The organism is Flavobacterium saccharophilum, assembly GCF_900142735.1.
GTDB classification, from domain to species: domain Bacteria; phylum Bacteroidota; class Bacteroidia; order Flavobacteriales; family Flavobacteriaceae; genus Flavobacterium; species Flavobacterium saccharophilum.
The window spans coordinates 69075-85046 of record NZ_FRBY01000008.1 but is presented as its reverse complement, the minus strand read 5'-3'; the positions used below and the strand labels follow the sequence as shown (position 1 = coordinate 85046).

Here is a 15972-nt window from a genome sequence, read left to right as displayed (position 1 = left end):
TTCATTTCTTAATCTCTCGATTATCTTACTCTTTATTCTTTTGCTCTAACATCTCTGTTAAAGCGGCTGTCAATTCAATATGTCTACGAACGTGTTTCAATTTTGTTTCGCTTGTTTCTCAAAGCGGGTGCAAAACTACAACTTCTTTTTTAATTAGCAAGAATTTTTTAAAGTTTTTTTGAAACTTTTTTTTCGTCTCATTTCTCTTTTTTTCTTACCAATCTATCAAGGAACTTTCCGTGTTTTGCGGGGTGCAAATGTAACATCTGTTTTCAAATCTCACAAGCTTTTTGGAATCTTTTTTTGAAAATATTTTTTCAGTTTAAATTCGTGTGCTTGTCAGTATTTCAGTGAACGTCTATCGCTGTTGCGGGTGCAAAAGTACCACCTTTATTTACATTTGCAAGCCTTTTTATTATATAATTTCAATCTTTTTTAAAACTTTTTCTTAACACTCTGATAACTCAAAACTTAGCTTTTGATGTTTTTTACGGTTTTTAAGAATTTTCTGTAGTGTTTGCGTTTATCTCAATTCTTTTATTTCCGAATATGCCATTTTTATGGACTTCACACAGCAATACATTCTTTTCTGAGAACTTTACAACATATCATCATACCTTCTTTTTTGACTTTGCCACTAAGGCACCAAGGCGCAAAGTCTCTTTTTCCTGCTTTTATGGTTCTATAAAGTTTCTTCCTATACTTATATAAGAAGACCTCTCTTGAAAACAACTCCCCTAGCCCCGATAGTAGTGGAAATCCTTTTGTGCCGGGGTTCGGCGCAAAAGATTGCAGCGGATAGCGGGAAATAGCTCCTTATTAAAAAATAAATTCCAAATCTTTAAATTCCAAATTCCAAATCTGAAAAGGCTTTCGCTACCCTCAGATTCATCTATTACTCTTTATATAAAAAAAACAACCCGACAGTTTTTAATAACTGTCAGGGCGATCAAAAATCTACCTTGATATATAATAGTAGAAAAATGTACTTATACATACAAGTACAATAATTTCAACTTAAAGCTTAATTTCCTTATTCATCTTAATTAGGGGGACAAAGAAAAGTTAGTTATCAAAAATAAATCTGGCGTAACTCTAATACGGTTATAAAAAAAAAGCCCTTAAACATTTTCAGTTCAAGGGCATAATTTTAAACATATATAAGGAAGACTATACTTTTACATTTAACATTAAATTTTCAATCTTAGAAAACGGTATTTCTGGATTAGCTCCTGGTGCTTGAGCAACTAATGCTCCAACTGCACAAGCAAAATTAATAGCGTACTGAGGTTCTTTACCTGTAAGTAAGGAAGTAATTAAAGCGGCCAAAAATGAATCGCCTGCTCCTACTGTATCGGAAACTTCAACAGGATAACCGCCGTTTTCGTAAATTTGGCCATCCCACATTAGCAAAGCACCGTGCTTACCTCTGGTAACACACATTGCGGTAACTTTAGTTTTTTCTGCGATAAAACGCATATTTTCTTCTAAACTGATAGATGGCGACTTCATCGTTGCCGTAATTTCTAGTAACTCTTCATCATTGAACTTAATAAAATTGGAAGCATGCATTAATTGCTCCAGCATTTCATAAGTATAATGTGGTTTTCTTAAATTAACATCAAAAACCTTATAAGCCTGGGTTTGCAACAATTCTTCCAAAGAAGCTCTTGATATCTTATCTCTACAAACTAAACTTCCGTAAATTAAGACATCAGCATCGGAAGCTATCTTTTTAGCGAAATCGTTCAGTTCAATTTTATCCCAAGCTGAAGGATAAGCGATTTCATAACTTGCTGAACCACGTTCATTCAATGTTACATTTACTAAACCAGTAGGAAAATCTTCTGATTTAACAATAGTATCTGTTTCCAGTCCTAAACTTTTTACCTGATTGATAATTGCTTCTCCGTCTTCATCATTTCCTACGCAGCTAATCATGGCTACCTCGCAACCGAATGTTTTCATACGTAATGCTACATTTAGAGGTGCACCACCAATCTTTTTCTCTTTGTCGAAAACATCCCAAAGCACCTCTCCGTAGGCCACTGCCTTAAGGTTTTTTCCGTTATTCATTCTAAAATTATTTTATATTAATGTTATTCTGGTTGTGTAATTTGCAGATTAGAAAAGGTACTATTTTGTCCTTCAGCAATTAATCCCCATTTGTTTTGTTCTCTACCGTAAACACGATTCGTTAAAGCTGCTTTGCCGTTAATGTAAAGTACTACCACGCTTCCTTCTGTAATTATTTCAACATCATATTTCGTATTCGCCTGAAACTGAAATGGCATGCGGGTTACTTCTTGTGAAATCGAATTATATCCTATGATTTTACCTTTTGCCATATCAAAAACAATCTTGCAATAGCTCCCGTTACTATCAGTATGGAAAACAAATCCGGAAGTACCGTTTTCTTTCCCTAAGGTAAACTCAGCTTTTATTTTAGCTTTTTTTCCTATAGATTTAAACGTTACCAAAGCTTTGTTTGTTGTTCCTGATAAAGTATAATTTCCATTATTTGCTGTTACATTTTCTGAAGTTGCATCAACCTCAGCAACTATCTTTTTAGAAAATAAATCTTTTACTTTTTGCGGTGCCTGAGTTCCTAAAGTTCCATCAGAATTTTGAATTAGTTCATGAATAACCATATTTCCTGCCCAATCTTTATTTCCAAGATCATTTTCAGGTGTCTTTCTGGCATTCCATCCAAAAACATATCTTTTATTTCCGTCAGAAGCTGTTTTACCTGCATAAAAATATTCTCCGTCGATCATGTCGTTTTCTGGTGTCGTCCAAGGTCCATTGATAGAATTTGCCATTCTGTAATGCGTTCCTTTATTACCACTCCAATTTTCAGAAAAAATCAAATACCAATAATTGCCCATTTTAAATATATCAGCACATTCCATCATTAAATAATTCTCCTGAGGTGTTGTCGTATAAATTGGAGCCTCAACCTCCCATTTTCCTGATGCAGGATCTGCACTTGTAAAATGCAATAAAACCGCTTTTCTTCCCGGCTCCGTTTGTGTGCTAACTAACATTGAATACTTTTTCAACTCATCATTATAAAACACATGAGGATCCCTGAAATCATAATTATAATACCCTGCAGGTGCTGTAATTTTAAAAGAAGGGACTTTTGTCCAATTTTTTAAATCAGAACTTGTGGCACATAAAACACTTTCTCTGGCATTCGACTGTACAAAAGCTGGCGTTTCATTGTGTCCTGTATAATAAAAGTAATAAAGATTACCCACTTTTACAACTGATCCTGTGCCAATGGCAAAATCAGGATCTGTTGTTTTTCCGTATGGAATCATTTGTCCTTCGTAGGTAAAATGAGCCAAATCGGTGCTTAAATATTCATGAATATCGTGAAAACCTTTACCTGCCGGCTTATTCTGCGCATCATGAAGGAAATAAATATGAAATTTTCCGTTATCGAAAAAAGGCATAATATCTCCTGTATAACCCGCACTATAATATGGGTCATTTGCGCCCATCCACTGTGATGGCGGGACAGGAAAAATGCTTGTTATCTCAGAATTCCCTCCTGAAATAGAACCTCCCACATACGTATCGTCCTGACTGCACGAAACAAGTGAAAAGAATATGGAAGCGATTGTTATTATATTTCTATATTTCATTTTTGTTGATTTCAAGATAGATTACTTTTTAGCTAAATAATTGATACTGTTTTGTGTCAAAATCTTGATATTGTTTATAAATTCGTTAGCCTGACTTGGTACACCACTGCTGTTGGCTTCGTTGTACCAATCATAAGCCCCCATCGAAATTACGACCACATTTTTATTAGTTTCAGTATTTGGAAACTCTGCTATAGTAACTCTTCCGTCAAGGTTATTATCCCAGGCCTCACTCGCTAAATTGGTTCCTCCTGTCTGGTTTCTCCAGCCTTCGCCATTACCATAACCGCCCCATTCTGGCAAAAACCACCAAGCTGTATGATTTAAACGGAAAGTTCCGCCTTGTAGTAGATTCGCTTTCCCGTTTTCATAAGTTGTCAATCCTTCGAAAATTGGATGGCTCTCATGACCAACAAATGACATTCCCCAGGAATTTGCATCTACAAATCCATTTGGAGGAAAATCTCCAAAAACATTATTTGGCCCTTTTCCTGAAGGAACAATTCCTAAGGCATCTACATATTGAGAGGCAAAAGACGTTAAAAGTAAATTCCCACCATTAGATCTAAAATTCTTCAAAGAAATTGTGACAGCAGGTTTGTAGGCAATTGCCGGTAAATTGGCTGCTGAATCAAAATGCCACCAGATTACATCAACATCACTTAAATCGGCACCGCTTTCAACACTGTTAAATGAAATATATTTTGCTCCGCTAAAAGTAGAAAAGAACCAATCGGCAGCGGTAATTTCATCCATGTTTGTAATTTCAGCTCTCGTTGCAGCAGTTCCTAAGAAAGCAACAACTAAACCAGTTACTGGAACTCCCACATTAGCGGTATAATTCACGCTTTTTCCATTAGATGTTATTATAAAAGTTACCGGATTTGTAAAATCAATTGTCTGACCCGATGCCGGTGAAATAGAAACACCTTCTGTCAATTCAATAATTGGCTTCAAAGCTGTTAAATTGGTACCTTCCGGAAGTGTCATAGTAATAGTTTTGCTCACATCATTTACTGTCGCTGCAATTCCATTAACGGTAAAACTTTTAATTGGACTTAAAACTACCGTCGTTACGGTATAGTCTTTAAACAAATTACCATTTACAACTCTAAACTTTACCGGATTTGTAAAATTGACTGGCATTGTTACATCTAAATTTGATGTTGCTCCGGCCTCTAGCACCATTTCAGGTTTTACGGCTGTAATGTCAGATCCATATGGCATGGTAACATTAATATTTCCTGTTTTCTGATCGATTTTACCAGCTACTCCATTTATTTTAAAAGAAGTAACATTAGAAGGTGAATTGACATCAAAACCGCCACTCTCAAAACTGTTTTCGCAGGCTGTAATCATAAAAACCATTGCCAGTATCAAAGACACTTTCGTCCAATTTCTATATATAAATTTTTTCATGTGAATGTTTTTAAAATAGATTAATAACCAGGATTTTGTTTGTATAATCCCTGACTGAAATTAATTTGTTTCAACGGGATTGGGCAATACTCTTCTTTACCTTCATCAAAAAAGGCATCCTGATAATAGGTACGTTTTGTTTTTTCTCCTGCATAAAAATCATTCAATACCTGATCTGTCACTCCCCAGCGAACTAAATCAAAGAAACGGCTTCCTTCCATAGCCAATTCTAAACGACGTTCGAAGCGCATAGCTTTACGCGCAAAATCCTGTGTCCAGTTACAATTAATTCCGTCAACATAAGTATTGATTTTAAAATTATTCACATACGGAAGTCTTCCTGTACTTTGAGCAGCTCTTTCTCTAATTTGATTGATTAATGGTAAAGCTTCTGCTTGTCTTCCTAATTCAATCAAAGCTTCGGCTCGCATTAAAATCACATCAGCATAACGAATCTGAATTCTGTTTTTTGAATTCCCGTAAAACGGATCAATGTTCACTACACAGCTGCAGCTTGGTGCTACATTTTCTTTTAATGAAGCAAAATAACCGTACGTTCCTGGAGATCTAACCCAAGCTTCAACGTATAGAAATTCAGGATCATATTTATATGGTAATCCCGGCATTGCAACGGTGTGATACAATCTTGGATCAACTGTATTAGCATCTATATTTTTATAATCAAAATCCTGATTATTATACGTGTCAAATTCTGGTAAACCATTTGTACCCGTTTTAAAGGCATTTACTAGATTTTGACTTGGTTTATGAAAATCACAACATCCCAATCCTTGCGGAGTTGACAGGACATCTGAAAAATTCAATCGTCCGTATAAAGTACCATCATTGTCTGAAAATTGAATTGAGAAAATTGATTCCGCTCCGTTTTCATAAGTTCCCGGTAAAAAGTTATTTGCAAAATCTGGCTCTAAGCTTCCTTTTCCTATTACGTTGTCAGTTGCTGCAATAACTTCCTGTAAATGCTGTGCATTGGTTCCTGTAACTTTATAAGTTTCATCTTGTGTATAAGCTTGATACAAACGGGTTTTTGCTAAATAAGCGTAGGCTGCTTTTTTAGTAGCACGACCCACTTGTGGTTGTGTATCTGGTAAACCATCAGCGGCAGTCTGAAAATCTTCAGCAATTTTATTCCAAAGCTCTTCGTTTGAAAGTGCTTTGTTTGAAATCGTTTTATAATCTTCTACCGGAATATCTTCTGTGATGTAAGGAACATTTCGGAACATAATTTTTAGCATAAAATAAAAATGCCCTCTTAAAAAACGCATTTCTGCCATACGTGTTTTCTTTAGCGGATAATCGGCTTCTGAAATTTGTTCTAATGCTTTCAAAGCTTTATTCGCTCTGGAAACGCCTACATAACTGATGTACCAAAAAGAATCTAATTCACCAAAATCCGGTCTGATATTGTTCGAAACTTCAAAAAAGTGAAAATCCTGAATATCATTAGTTCCGCTTCCTCCTTTGTAAGCATCATCAGAACGCACATTTCCAAATGGCCACAAACTATAAGGTGAATCATAATGATCATTTCCTAACTGCGCATAAGCCGCATTCATAAACCCTTCTACTGATTCCGGTGTTACAATATCTTCTTCTGACAACACACCACGCGGATCATTTTCCAGAAAATCTGAGCAGGAAGCAAATATTCCCAGCACTAAAAACCCTGTTATATATAGTATTTTTTTCATGTTTTTTGATTTAATCTTTTATTATAGCGTAAAATTAAGTCCAGCCGTAAAAGTTGTTGGCTGCGGATATCCAAACCCTGCATTCTCAGGATCAACTCCAGTAAAGTTTTTTGCATCAATGATCAATAAATTTTGTCCGCTGATGTAAAATCTAAAGCTTTCAAAATTGATTTTTTTCAATAAATCCTTTGGCAGACTATAGCCCAATTGCAAAACACGCAGTTTAAGATAATTTCCGTTTTCTACATAATAAGTTGAAAATCTTGATTCTGCATTTCTATCCACTGTCGTTAAAGCCGGAATAGTAGAATTTGGATTATCTAAAGACCAGGCATTAAGCAAACGTGTTCCTTTATTCGAACCTACATCGTCAACGCTCCAAAAATCAGTTTGATATTTTGTATTGTTAATCACATCAACATCACTTGCTCCTTCCCAGAAAGTGGTGAAATCCCAATTTTTATATCCTAAACCTAAATTAAATCCATATGTTAATCCCGGATTTGGATTTCCTATCCAGGTACGGTCTTTATCTGTAATAGTTCCGTCTCCGTTTAAATCTTTGTAACGAATCCTTCCCAACCCTTTTCCTTCCTGAAGCGCCGAATTGTCTACTTCATCCTGACTTTTAAACAAGCCATCCGTTACGTATCCATACATAGAGTTAATTGGACGACCTAAAATATTATCATTCAATCCGTCTCCACCATAATTATTTCTCACTTCATCAGGCAATTGTGTAATCTTGTTTTTGTTTGCAGCAATATTCCCAGAGATATCATATTTCAAACCAAATGACGTTTCATCGTGGTAACCTAAAGTAAATTCCCATCCTTCATTTTCCATTGATGCTCCATTTACCCAACGATTTCCACCTTCGCCAATTACTCCTAAATAAGGAGGTAAAACCAGGATGTCTTCGGTTTTCTTGATATAATAATCAACAGAACCGCTTAATTTTTGTTTGAATAATCCGAAATCTAAACCAATGTTGGTTTGTGTAGTCGTTTCCCATTTTAAATCATCATTTCCAGATTGTGTTGCGATAAAACCAGAAGGAAGTAATCCGTTTCCGTTTCCTGCAATGTCATAAGCAGTTCCGAAAGAAGTTGCCCAGGTTGGACTTCCACCTGCATAACTAGCCAAAAATAAACTGTAAACAGCAGTATTACTGATTTCCTGATTTCCGGTTTGCCCCCAACAAGCACGTAATTTTAAATCAGAAAAGACAGGAGCATTATTTTTAATGAAATTTTCATTGCTGATTCTCCATCCTGCAGAAACTGCTGGAAAGGTTCCAAATTGATTGTTTTTACCAAAACGCGAAGAACCATCACGGCGAATTGTAGCTGAAAGCAAATAACGGTTATCAAACTCGTAATCTGCTTTTCCAAAATACGAAAGCAATGAATATACTGTTGACGTTCCGCTTGTAAAAGATTCTCCGGTTCCTGCATCAGGATACATATAATCTGGCGTTTCGATCAAAAAGTCATTTTTACGTAAAGTTGTGTTGTCAAAAACGTCTTTATACATCTCAGTTCCGGCCATTAAATTCAGATTGCTTTTACCAAAATTCAAGCTGTAAATCGCTGTATTTGTCCAGGTCCACTTATCACTCACGGACTCGTCAATAGTCACAGATGTCTGATCGTTTTGCAGATATCCTGACTTATAACTTCTTTGAAGCGTACGTTTTTTATAAAACCCGTAATCAATACCAAAACTACTTTTGATATGAAGGTTTTTGATAATTTCTAAATCAGCATACATATTTCCAAAAAGACGTAAATAATCATAGTTATTGTCTTTATTGTATTCTAAAAGACGAACCGGGTTTTGTCTGTCATTCATTCCGCCAACAGGTCCTCCCCAACCTTTTCCGTCAACAGTGCGTACCGGAATAATTGGCAAAGCACGAAGCGCCGGATCCAGTACTCCCGGATCAGTAACTTCATTGGTACGATTGAAACTAAAGTTTTCTCCAATCACCAGTTTACCATCAAAATATTTATAAGAACCATTCATTCTGGCAGAAATTCTCTCAAAATCTGTTGTTTTCACAACACCTTCACTTCCATAATAACCCAAAGAAAAAACATAGTTCCCTCTCTCTGATGCATTTGAAACTGACAAATCATAAGATTCAGCAATTCCTGTTTGCGAAATTGCATCGTACCAATCTGTATTGGATGCTTTCAGAGTTTGATCTGCATCTAAATATTCAGGAACCAAAACTTTGTTCAACTGTGGTTTATTATTGTTTACTGACCAATCAAATTGGTAACGCAGGTTATTGTTGTTAGGATTTAGTCCATCATTGATATTCGCCTGCCATAAAGCCTGGCCAAATTGATTTGCATTTAGCACTTCCAACTTTCTTGAATAATCAGAAATAGAAGTATAAGTACTAAAATTGATTCTCATCTTGCCTTCTTTCCCTTTCTTGGTAGTAATGATAATTACTCCATTTGAAGCACGGGAACCATAAATACTTGCCGAAGAAGCATCTTTTAAGACCTGAATGGTTTCAATATCATTCGGATTTAGTTCGTGCATTCCTGATTTAGTTGGCATTCCGTCAATTACATAAAGAGGATCTGTATTATTTAAAGTTCCTACTCCACGAATTACCACTTTTGTGTTTCCCCCGCTCGGAGATCCGTCAGAAGTAACTTTCACCCCCGCCACTCTTCCTTGTAGCGCTTTAATTGGGTTTGGTTCCGGTTGTTTCATGACTTCCTTCATGTTTACAACCGCAACTGCTCCGGTAATATCTGTTTTCTTTTGTTTAGAGTATCCTGTTACGACAACTTCATTTAGTTGATTGTTGTCTACTTTTAAAGTTACAGTGACTGTTTTTTGTCCTTTAACTGAAATCGATTGTGGTGCGTATCCGATAAAAGAAACAACAATTACAGCATCTGAATTAATATTTCCGAAAGAAAAATTTCCATCAAAATCGGTAACTGTACTGGTATTTGTACCTGAAATTAATATGGTTGCTCCCGGAAGCGGCATTCCGTCGTCGGACGAAATTACTGTTCCTTTAATTCCGCTTTCCTGAGCTGTCAAAATCAGCATTGGAAAGAAGAAAAATAGAAAATAAATAATTTTACTTTTCATGAGGTTAGTGGTTTTTAGTTAGTTTATATTTAATTGGTTAAGTACGAGGTTGCTCAATTCAACTCCTTCGTTTGAAGAAACCGACAGAGAAGTAAATGGTTGGTTTGTGAAAAAGATTTCGGTGATTACTTTTTCGCCATTGTTGTAAAATATTTCAATGGATGTTTTGTCCAAAATGATTTTAAAAGCACCATCTTTTTGATTTCCTTCTAAAGCCGCTTTGGTAATTGTGGAAGCGAATTTATCTGAGAAATTATTTTTTCCTGCCTTCGAACGATCCAGAAATAAATAATGATCTGAATTATTGATCCCGAAAGTCAACACTTCTCCGGCTGCGTTCGAAAGTGTAAAAGTGTAGGTATCCTGTTTTAAGTTTTTTAAATTAAAATTGACAATGGCCTGTGTTAAATCAATTTTTCCTGGTTCTAAAATTGAAAGCTTTCCTTTTCCATTTAGATTTTTTCCTTTGATCGTTTTAGAAACATATTTATTGATTTCTTTTACCGGATTGCTAATCAGACTATAATCATTTCCTTTTTTGATTAACTGAATTTCACGGGCAATTGTAGTAGCACTTCTCCATGTATTAGTTGGTACATCTTGGGCATATTCCCAATTAGACATCCATCCAATAAACAATCGTCTTCCGTCAGCACTTGGAATATTATTCCAGGTTACTCCTGCATAATTATCTTTTCCGTAATCGATCCAGACTGCTTTTTCTTTTTCTACTCTTTTGGCGAAATTGGAATCCAATGTAAATGTTGTTCCATCAAAATCTCCAATAAAATATTGTGTCCCGGAACCTCCGTTAGCTCCACCGGGATTTAAACTCTGAATTAAAACCCATTTGGTCTCATTGGAACCTTCAACTTTTATTTGAAAGAAATCCGGACACTCCCAAACACCTCCGTGAGCTCCTATATTTTTTCCAAAATCAGATAGGTACTCCCAGTTTTTTAGATCCTTTGATTTGTAAAACTGAGATCGATCCTGAGCAGCTAAAACCAATATCCATTGTTTGTGGGTTTCATCCCAGGTAGCTTTTGGATCACGAAAATCACGAATTCCAGGGTTTTTCACGACAGGATTTCCTTCCTTAAATTTCTGCCATGTAAAACCATTGTCATTCGAGTACGCAATATCCTGCTGCTCAACATCAATTTTGTTTTCTTTTTCTTTTGTCATATCATGCAGTGTATAAATCGCTACAATTGGAGCTATTTTACCAGTACCTAAACCTGAAGTGTTATTTGTATCTACAACTGCACTTCCTGAAAAAATATATTTATCGTTATCCGGATAAATTGCAATTGGCTGCTCTTCCCATTTAACCAGGTCTTTACTAATTGCATGTCCCCAATGCATTGGTCCCCATTTATTTCCGTCAGGATAATACTGATAGAACAAATGATAATATCCGTTAGCATAAAACATTCCGTTAGGATCGTTCATCCAGCCTTTTTTTGGCGTAAAATGAAAATTAGGGCGATACATTTGTTCCTCGGCAGAAGTCGAAACTGAAACAGTTGTATTTTGTGCAACAGCCGAATATGGTTTACAGCCTGCTATAGCTATTAGTATAGCACTATAAAATGCCAGCGGTAGATGTTTCTTTGATTTCATTTTTTTTGATATTTTTTTTGGTTAGATTTTCACTTAAAACTTCTAAGGATATTCCCTTAGTTTCCGGCATTATAAAAATTACAAACAGTAATTGTAATACCATCATTAGCGTAAAAATTAAGAATACAACATCAGGTCCAATTTCTGAGAATAACATTGGAATTAAAGATGGAATAATTGCTGCTAAAACCCAATGCACTGAACTTCCAAAAGCCTGTCCCGATGCACGGATATGATTTGGAAAGATTTCTGAGATAAAAACCCAGATTACAGCTCCCTGACCAATAGCGTGTGAAGCAATAAATAAGAAAAGGAAAATAGGTACTGATAATCCTCCCCAATTGAAATAAAATGAAGCAGAAACCAATCCCAGGGAAATAATATATCCAATAGAACCTATGTACATTAACAACTTTCTTCCCAATTTGTCGATTAATGCTACTCCGATTAAAGTAAAGATAAGATTCGTAATTCCGATTCCGATACTGCTTAATAAAGCTGTGTTTTGTCCTAAACCAGCTTCTTCAAAAATTCTTGGCGCGTAATATAAAAAGGCGTTGATCCCAGAGAACTGATTAAAAAATGCTATTAAGAACGCCAATATTAACGGAAAACGATACTTTTTCATGAAGATGTTTTCGTGTTTGGTAATTCCATTTTCTCGTGAATCATCCATGATATCTGAAAGATTTGCAGACGGATCTATTTGAAACAATACTTTACGTGCTTCTTCATCACGGTTTTTAGACAATAACCATCTTGGGCTTTCCGGGATTGTAAGTATAAAAAGAATATAAATAAAAGATGGGATTGCCTGAACTCCAACCATCCAACGCCAGGCATTTTCTCCAATATCTTTTAAAAAGTAGTTCGATATAAAGGCAATTAAAATTCCCAGTACAATATTAAATTGATACAGAGCTACTAAGCGTCCGCGTTTGTCAGCCGGAGCAATTTCAGAAACATAAGCCGGAGCTGCGATGGTTGAAGCACCAACACCTAAACCTCCAATAAATCTGAAAGCAGCAAATACAAATGGATCATTTGCAAAAGCAGCACCTACAGCTGAAATGAAATATAAAATTCCGATCCAGAATAATGTCTTTTTACGACCTATTTTATTGGTTGGAATTCCACCAAAAATAGCACCTACAACTGTTCCCCAAAGTGCCATTGCCATAACAACAGATCCATGAAAAGCATCAGATGAATGCCAAAGAAGCTGCAATTGTTTATCAGCTCCAGAAATAACTACGGTATCAAAACCGAATAGAAAACCTGCCAGTGCAGCAGTAACAGACCAAATCAATATCTTGTTCATTGTAGATGTATTAAAAACTTGTCGCTAAGATATCCGCAAAAAAAACAACTTATTTTTAATGATGTTACAATTTAATTCTATAAATACTGATAGATTGACATTTAAACAACAAAAGCCTTATTTACAAGGCTTTACAGAGTTTAAATTTTATTTACGAAAACCGTGTAGTTTCGATTTTGTTACATTAGGTTTAAAATTGATACCTAATTTGTATCAATTTTAAACCTATATCAATTGGAAGATTTGTATTCCTTTGGTGAAATTCCAAATTTATTCTTAAAAGCTGTAGAAAAATAGTTTGGTGAAGAGAATCCAAGTGAGTACGCAATTTCAGAAATATTCATATTATTAGCCTTTAAAAGCTCAGCAGCTTTCTCCAATTTTACATTATTAATATGATCACTAATGTTGATTCCGATAATCGCTTTTACTTTTCGATACAACTGAACTCTTGAGACCCCTAGTCTATCCGCTAAATCTTCAACCGAAAATTTAGGGTTTTCAACATTACTCTTAATAATATCATTCATTTTAGTAATAAAGGACTGTTCCTGATTGCCAAATTTAGACTCAGGCTCAATGCGATATATATTATTGGTATAATAGTAACGAAGTTTTTCTCTGTTGAAAAGTAAACCCGAAATAGATTGTTTTAAAATAGAAAGACTAAAAGGTTTTGTAATATACTGATCTACTCCGCTTTGTAGGCCTTTCAAAACAGATTCCTTATTGCTTTGAGCTGTTAAAATAATGATTGGAATATGTGACGAACGCAAATCCTTTTTCAATTCTTTGCTAATTTCATAACCATCTTTGTCAACCAGGTTAATGTCACAAATGATAATGTCCGGAACAATTTCCATTGCTTTTGCAATAGCATCACTTCCGTCAGAAGTATGGACTATGTATTCACCGGATAATTTGGCCTTTAAAAAGGTAACCAAATCGACATTGTCTTCTATAACTAAAAGCGTATGCTTTTCTGATTCAGAAATTACATTTACTTCATTTAAATCAATGTCTATATCTAAATTGTCTGTTATTAGATTTGCCGCTGTATTTAGATTTTCACCTTTATTAATCATTTCAGAAGGCTGTAAATGACTGACACCTTTTAATAAAGTAATGACAAATTCGCTTCCTTGTTTCGATTTTAATTCGATTGTTCCCTGGTGCAATAGTACAAATTCTTTTGAGAGATGAAGCCCAATTCCTGAACTGTTCTTATTATTGTTTGATGCTCTAAAAAAGGGATTAAAAACATTTGACAATTCATTTTCCGGTATTCCAATTCCGGAATCTTTGAAACTAATTTTAACTGTATTATCCTGATTTTCTATAATCGAAATACTAATTTTTCCGTTATCGGGAGTAAATTTAAAAGCATTGGAAAGCAAATTGAAATACACTTTATCCATGAGTCCTCTGTCGATAAAGAGTTCCAGGTTTTTGTTTTTGCAAATAAGCTGAAAATCAATATTTCTACGAGCAGCTTCACCTTTAAAATTAGTCATTACTTCATTTGTAAAATCATAGATTTTAGTATTAGAAGCTCTTAAAGTAAATTTTTGCTCCTCAATTTTTCTAAAATCCAGCAATTGATTTATCAATCTAAGTAATCGATTTGAATTCTTATGAATTAGTTTTACTTCATCAATAAGTGCCGTTCCTTTAATTTTTTCGTTTTCAATTAATGACTCCACATAACTCATAATTAATGTTATAGGAGTTTTGAATTCATGCGAAAGTCCCGTAAAGAAGTTTAATTTAGCTTCATTGCTTTTCCCTGCAATTTTTGCCATTTCCTGAATTTCATTATTCTGATCAATTACAGTTTGATTAATTCTTTCGAGCTGTTTTTTCTTTCTTGAAATGGAAATGGTCGAATAAATACTGTAAATAGTCAGGCTTAAAATAATCACTAAGAAAAAACTCAGTAATCGAACCAGATTGTTCTGTGAGGCATATTCTCTTTCCTGTACATTTATTGCTCCTTGCTGTGACTCAATGACTGCTTGCTGCTGATCAACCTTGTCCATTTGATTTTCGATAATCTCTGCATTATTTTCATCAATTACAATGGTATTCAGTATATTATTTTTAGCGACAGGTTCTTTATTGTATATTTTCAGGGCTAGTTTCAATGCTTCGTTTCCTCCTGTCGGATATAAAATAGTGCCCGCTAAAACATCACTTTTTACTAGGTCTATACCTCCATTCAGTGTATTTAAACCGTCAACACCAATAAATTTTATTTTATTTTCTAACCCAACAGTTTTAGCTGTTTCCCAAGCACTTAATGCCATACGATCGTTATGAGCAAAAATGTATTCAATATCTGGATTTTGCAAAAGAATCGCTTTCAAAGGTGCTTTCACAGATTCTCCTTCCCAATCACCCTGAATCGTATTTTTAATCTGGAAACGCTTGTTTTCATTAATGATTTGGTCAAACCCAAGTTTGCGCTCGTACGCAGGAGATGAGCCGCTTGCTCCCGTAATTTCAATAATTTTACCTGAACCTTTACTGTGCGAAATAATATATCGGGCAGCAATTCTGCCAATTTCAATATTGTCTGCTCCAAGATAAGCGGTGTAGTTTTCTCCATCAATTTTACGATCTACAACAAGAACCGGAATACCGGCTTTTATCGACTTTTCTACTACTGCTGTTAGCGGTTTTGACTGAATTGGAGATACAATAATAACATCTACTTTATTAGAGATAAATCGTTCTATATCTTCAATTTGTTTCTCGATATTATTATTAGCGTCTTTAATAGTCAGATCAACTTCAGGTCGTAGCGAAGCTTCAATCTTTATAGAGCTGTTCATTTGCTTGCGCCAGTCGTCGGTAGTCATGGCCTGAGAAAACCCGACTTTGATTTTATCTCCTTGCTTTTGTTTACAGGAAGTTAAAATTAGGGATGCCAAAAAAAGCATCAAAATATATTTTACAAATTGACACATGGGATTTTGAGTTTAATGAAAATGAATTTCGAAACTATCTTCTTGAAACAACGATTGTCAAAATAATTAGGAAGGATTATTTTTTATGACAAGCAAGAAGGAAATCTACTTGAAAAAGTAAAATTAAACTTTTATTTAATGTGTAC

At 35.0% G+C, this 15972-nt stretch carries 8 protein-coding genes; all 8 read right to left on the bottom strand.

Going from position 1 to position 15972, the window contains the following annotated elements; genetic code table 11:
• Window positions 1-1170: 1170 nt before the first annotated feature.
• Complete coding sequence (locus BUA98_RS22085) at window positions 1171-2076, bottom strand: carbohydrate kinase family protein (protein ID WP_072976166.1); 906 nt, start codon at window positions 2074-2076, stop codon at window positions 1171-1173.
• 23 nt (window positions 2077-2099) lie between these two features.
• A complete protein-coding gene (locus BUA98_RS22080; RefSeq protein WP_086065497.1) occupies window positions 2100-3653 on the bottom strand; it encodes a glycoside hydrolase family 32 protein in 1554 nt (517 codons plus the stop codon).
• 21 nt (window positions 3654-3674) lie between these two features.
• Window positions 3675-5072 (bottom strand): DUF4960 domain-containing protein, encoded by a 1398-nt coding sequence (locus tag BUA98_RS22075; protein ID WP_072976163.1) that lies wholly within the window; start codon window positions 5070-5072, stop codon window positions 3675-3677.
• A gap of 20 nt (window positions 5073-5092) precedes the next feature.
• Window positions 5093-6784 (bottom strand): RagB/SusD family nutrient uptake outer membrane protein, encoded by a 1692-nt coding sequence (locus BUA98_RS22070; protein WP_072976161.1) that lies wholly within the window; start codon window positions 6782-6784, stop codon window positions 5093-5095.
• A 21-nt stretch (window positions 6785-6805) separates the two neighbouring features.
• Window positions 6806-9910, bottom strand: coding sequence for a SusC/RagA family TonB-linked outer membrane protein (locus BUA98_RS22065; RefSeq protein ID WP_072976160.1), 3105 nt, complete (start codon window positions 9908-9910; stop codon window positions 6806-6808).
• A gap of 18 nt (window positions 9911-9928) precedes the next feature.
• A complete protein-coding gene (locus BUA98_RS22060; protein ID WP_072976159.1) occupies window positions 9929-11536 on the bottom strand; it encodes a glycoside hydrolase family 32 protein in 1608 nt (535 codons plus the stop codon).
• Window positions 11499-12857, bottom strand: a complete 1359-nt coding sequence (locus BUA98_RS22055) for a sugar porter family MFS transporter (protein WP_072976158.1) — start codon at window positions 12855-12857, stop codon at window positions 11499-11501. Before BUA98_RS22055 ends, BUA98_RS22060 begins: the two co-directional genes overlap by 38 nt.
• A 230-nt stretch (window positions 12858-13087) precedes the next feature.
• Window positions 13088-15826 carry a substrate-binding domain-containing protein gene (locus BUA98_RS22050; protein WP_072976157.1) on the bottom strand — a complete coding sequence of 913 codons (2739 nt, stop codon included), beginning with the start codon at window positions 15824-15826 and terminating at the stop codon, window positions 13088-13090.
• Window positions 15827-15972: the final 146 nt, after the last annotated feature.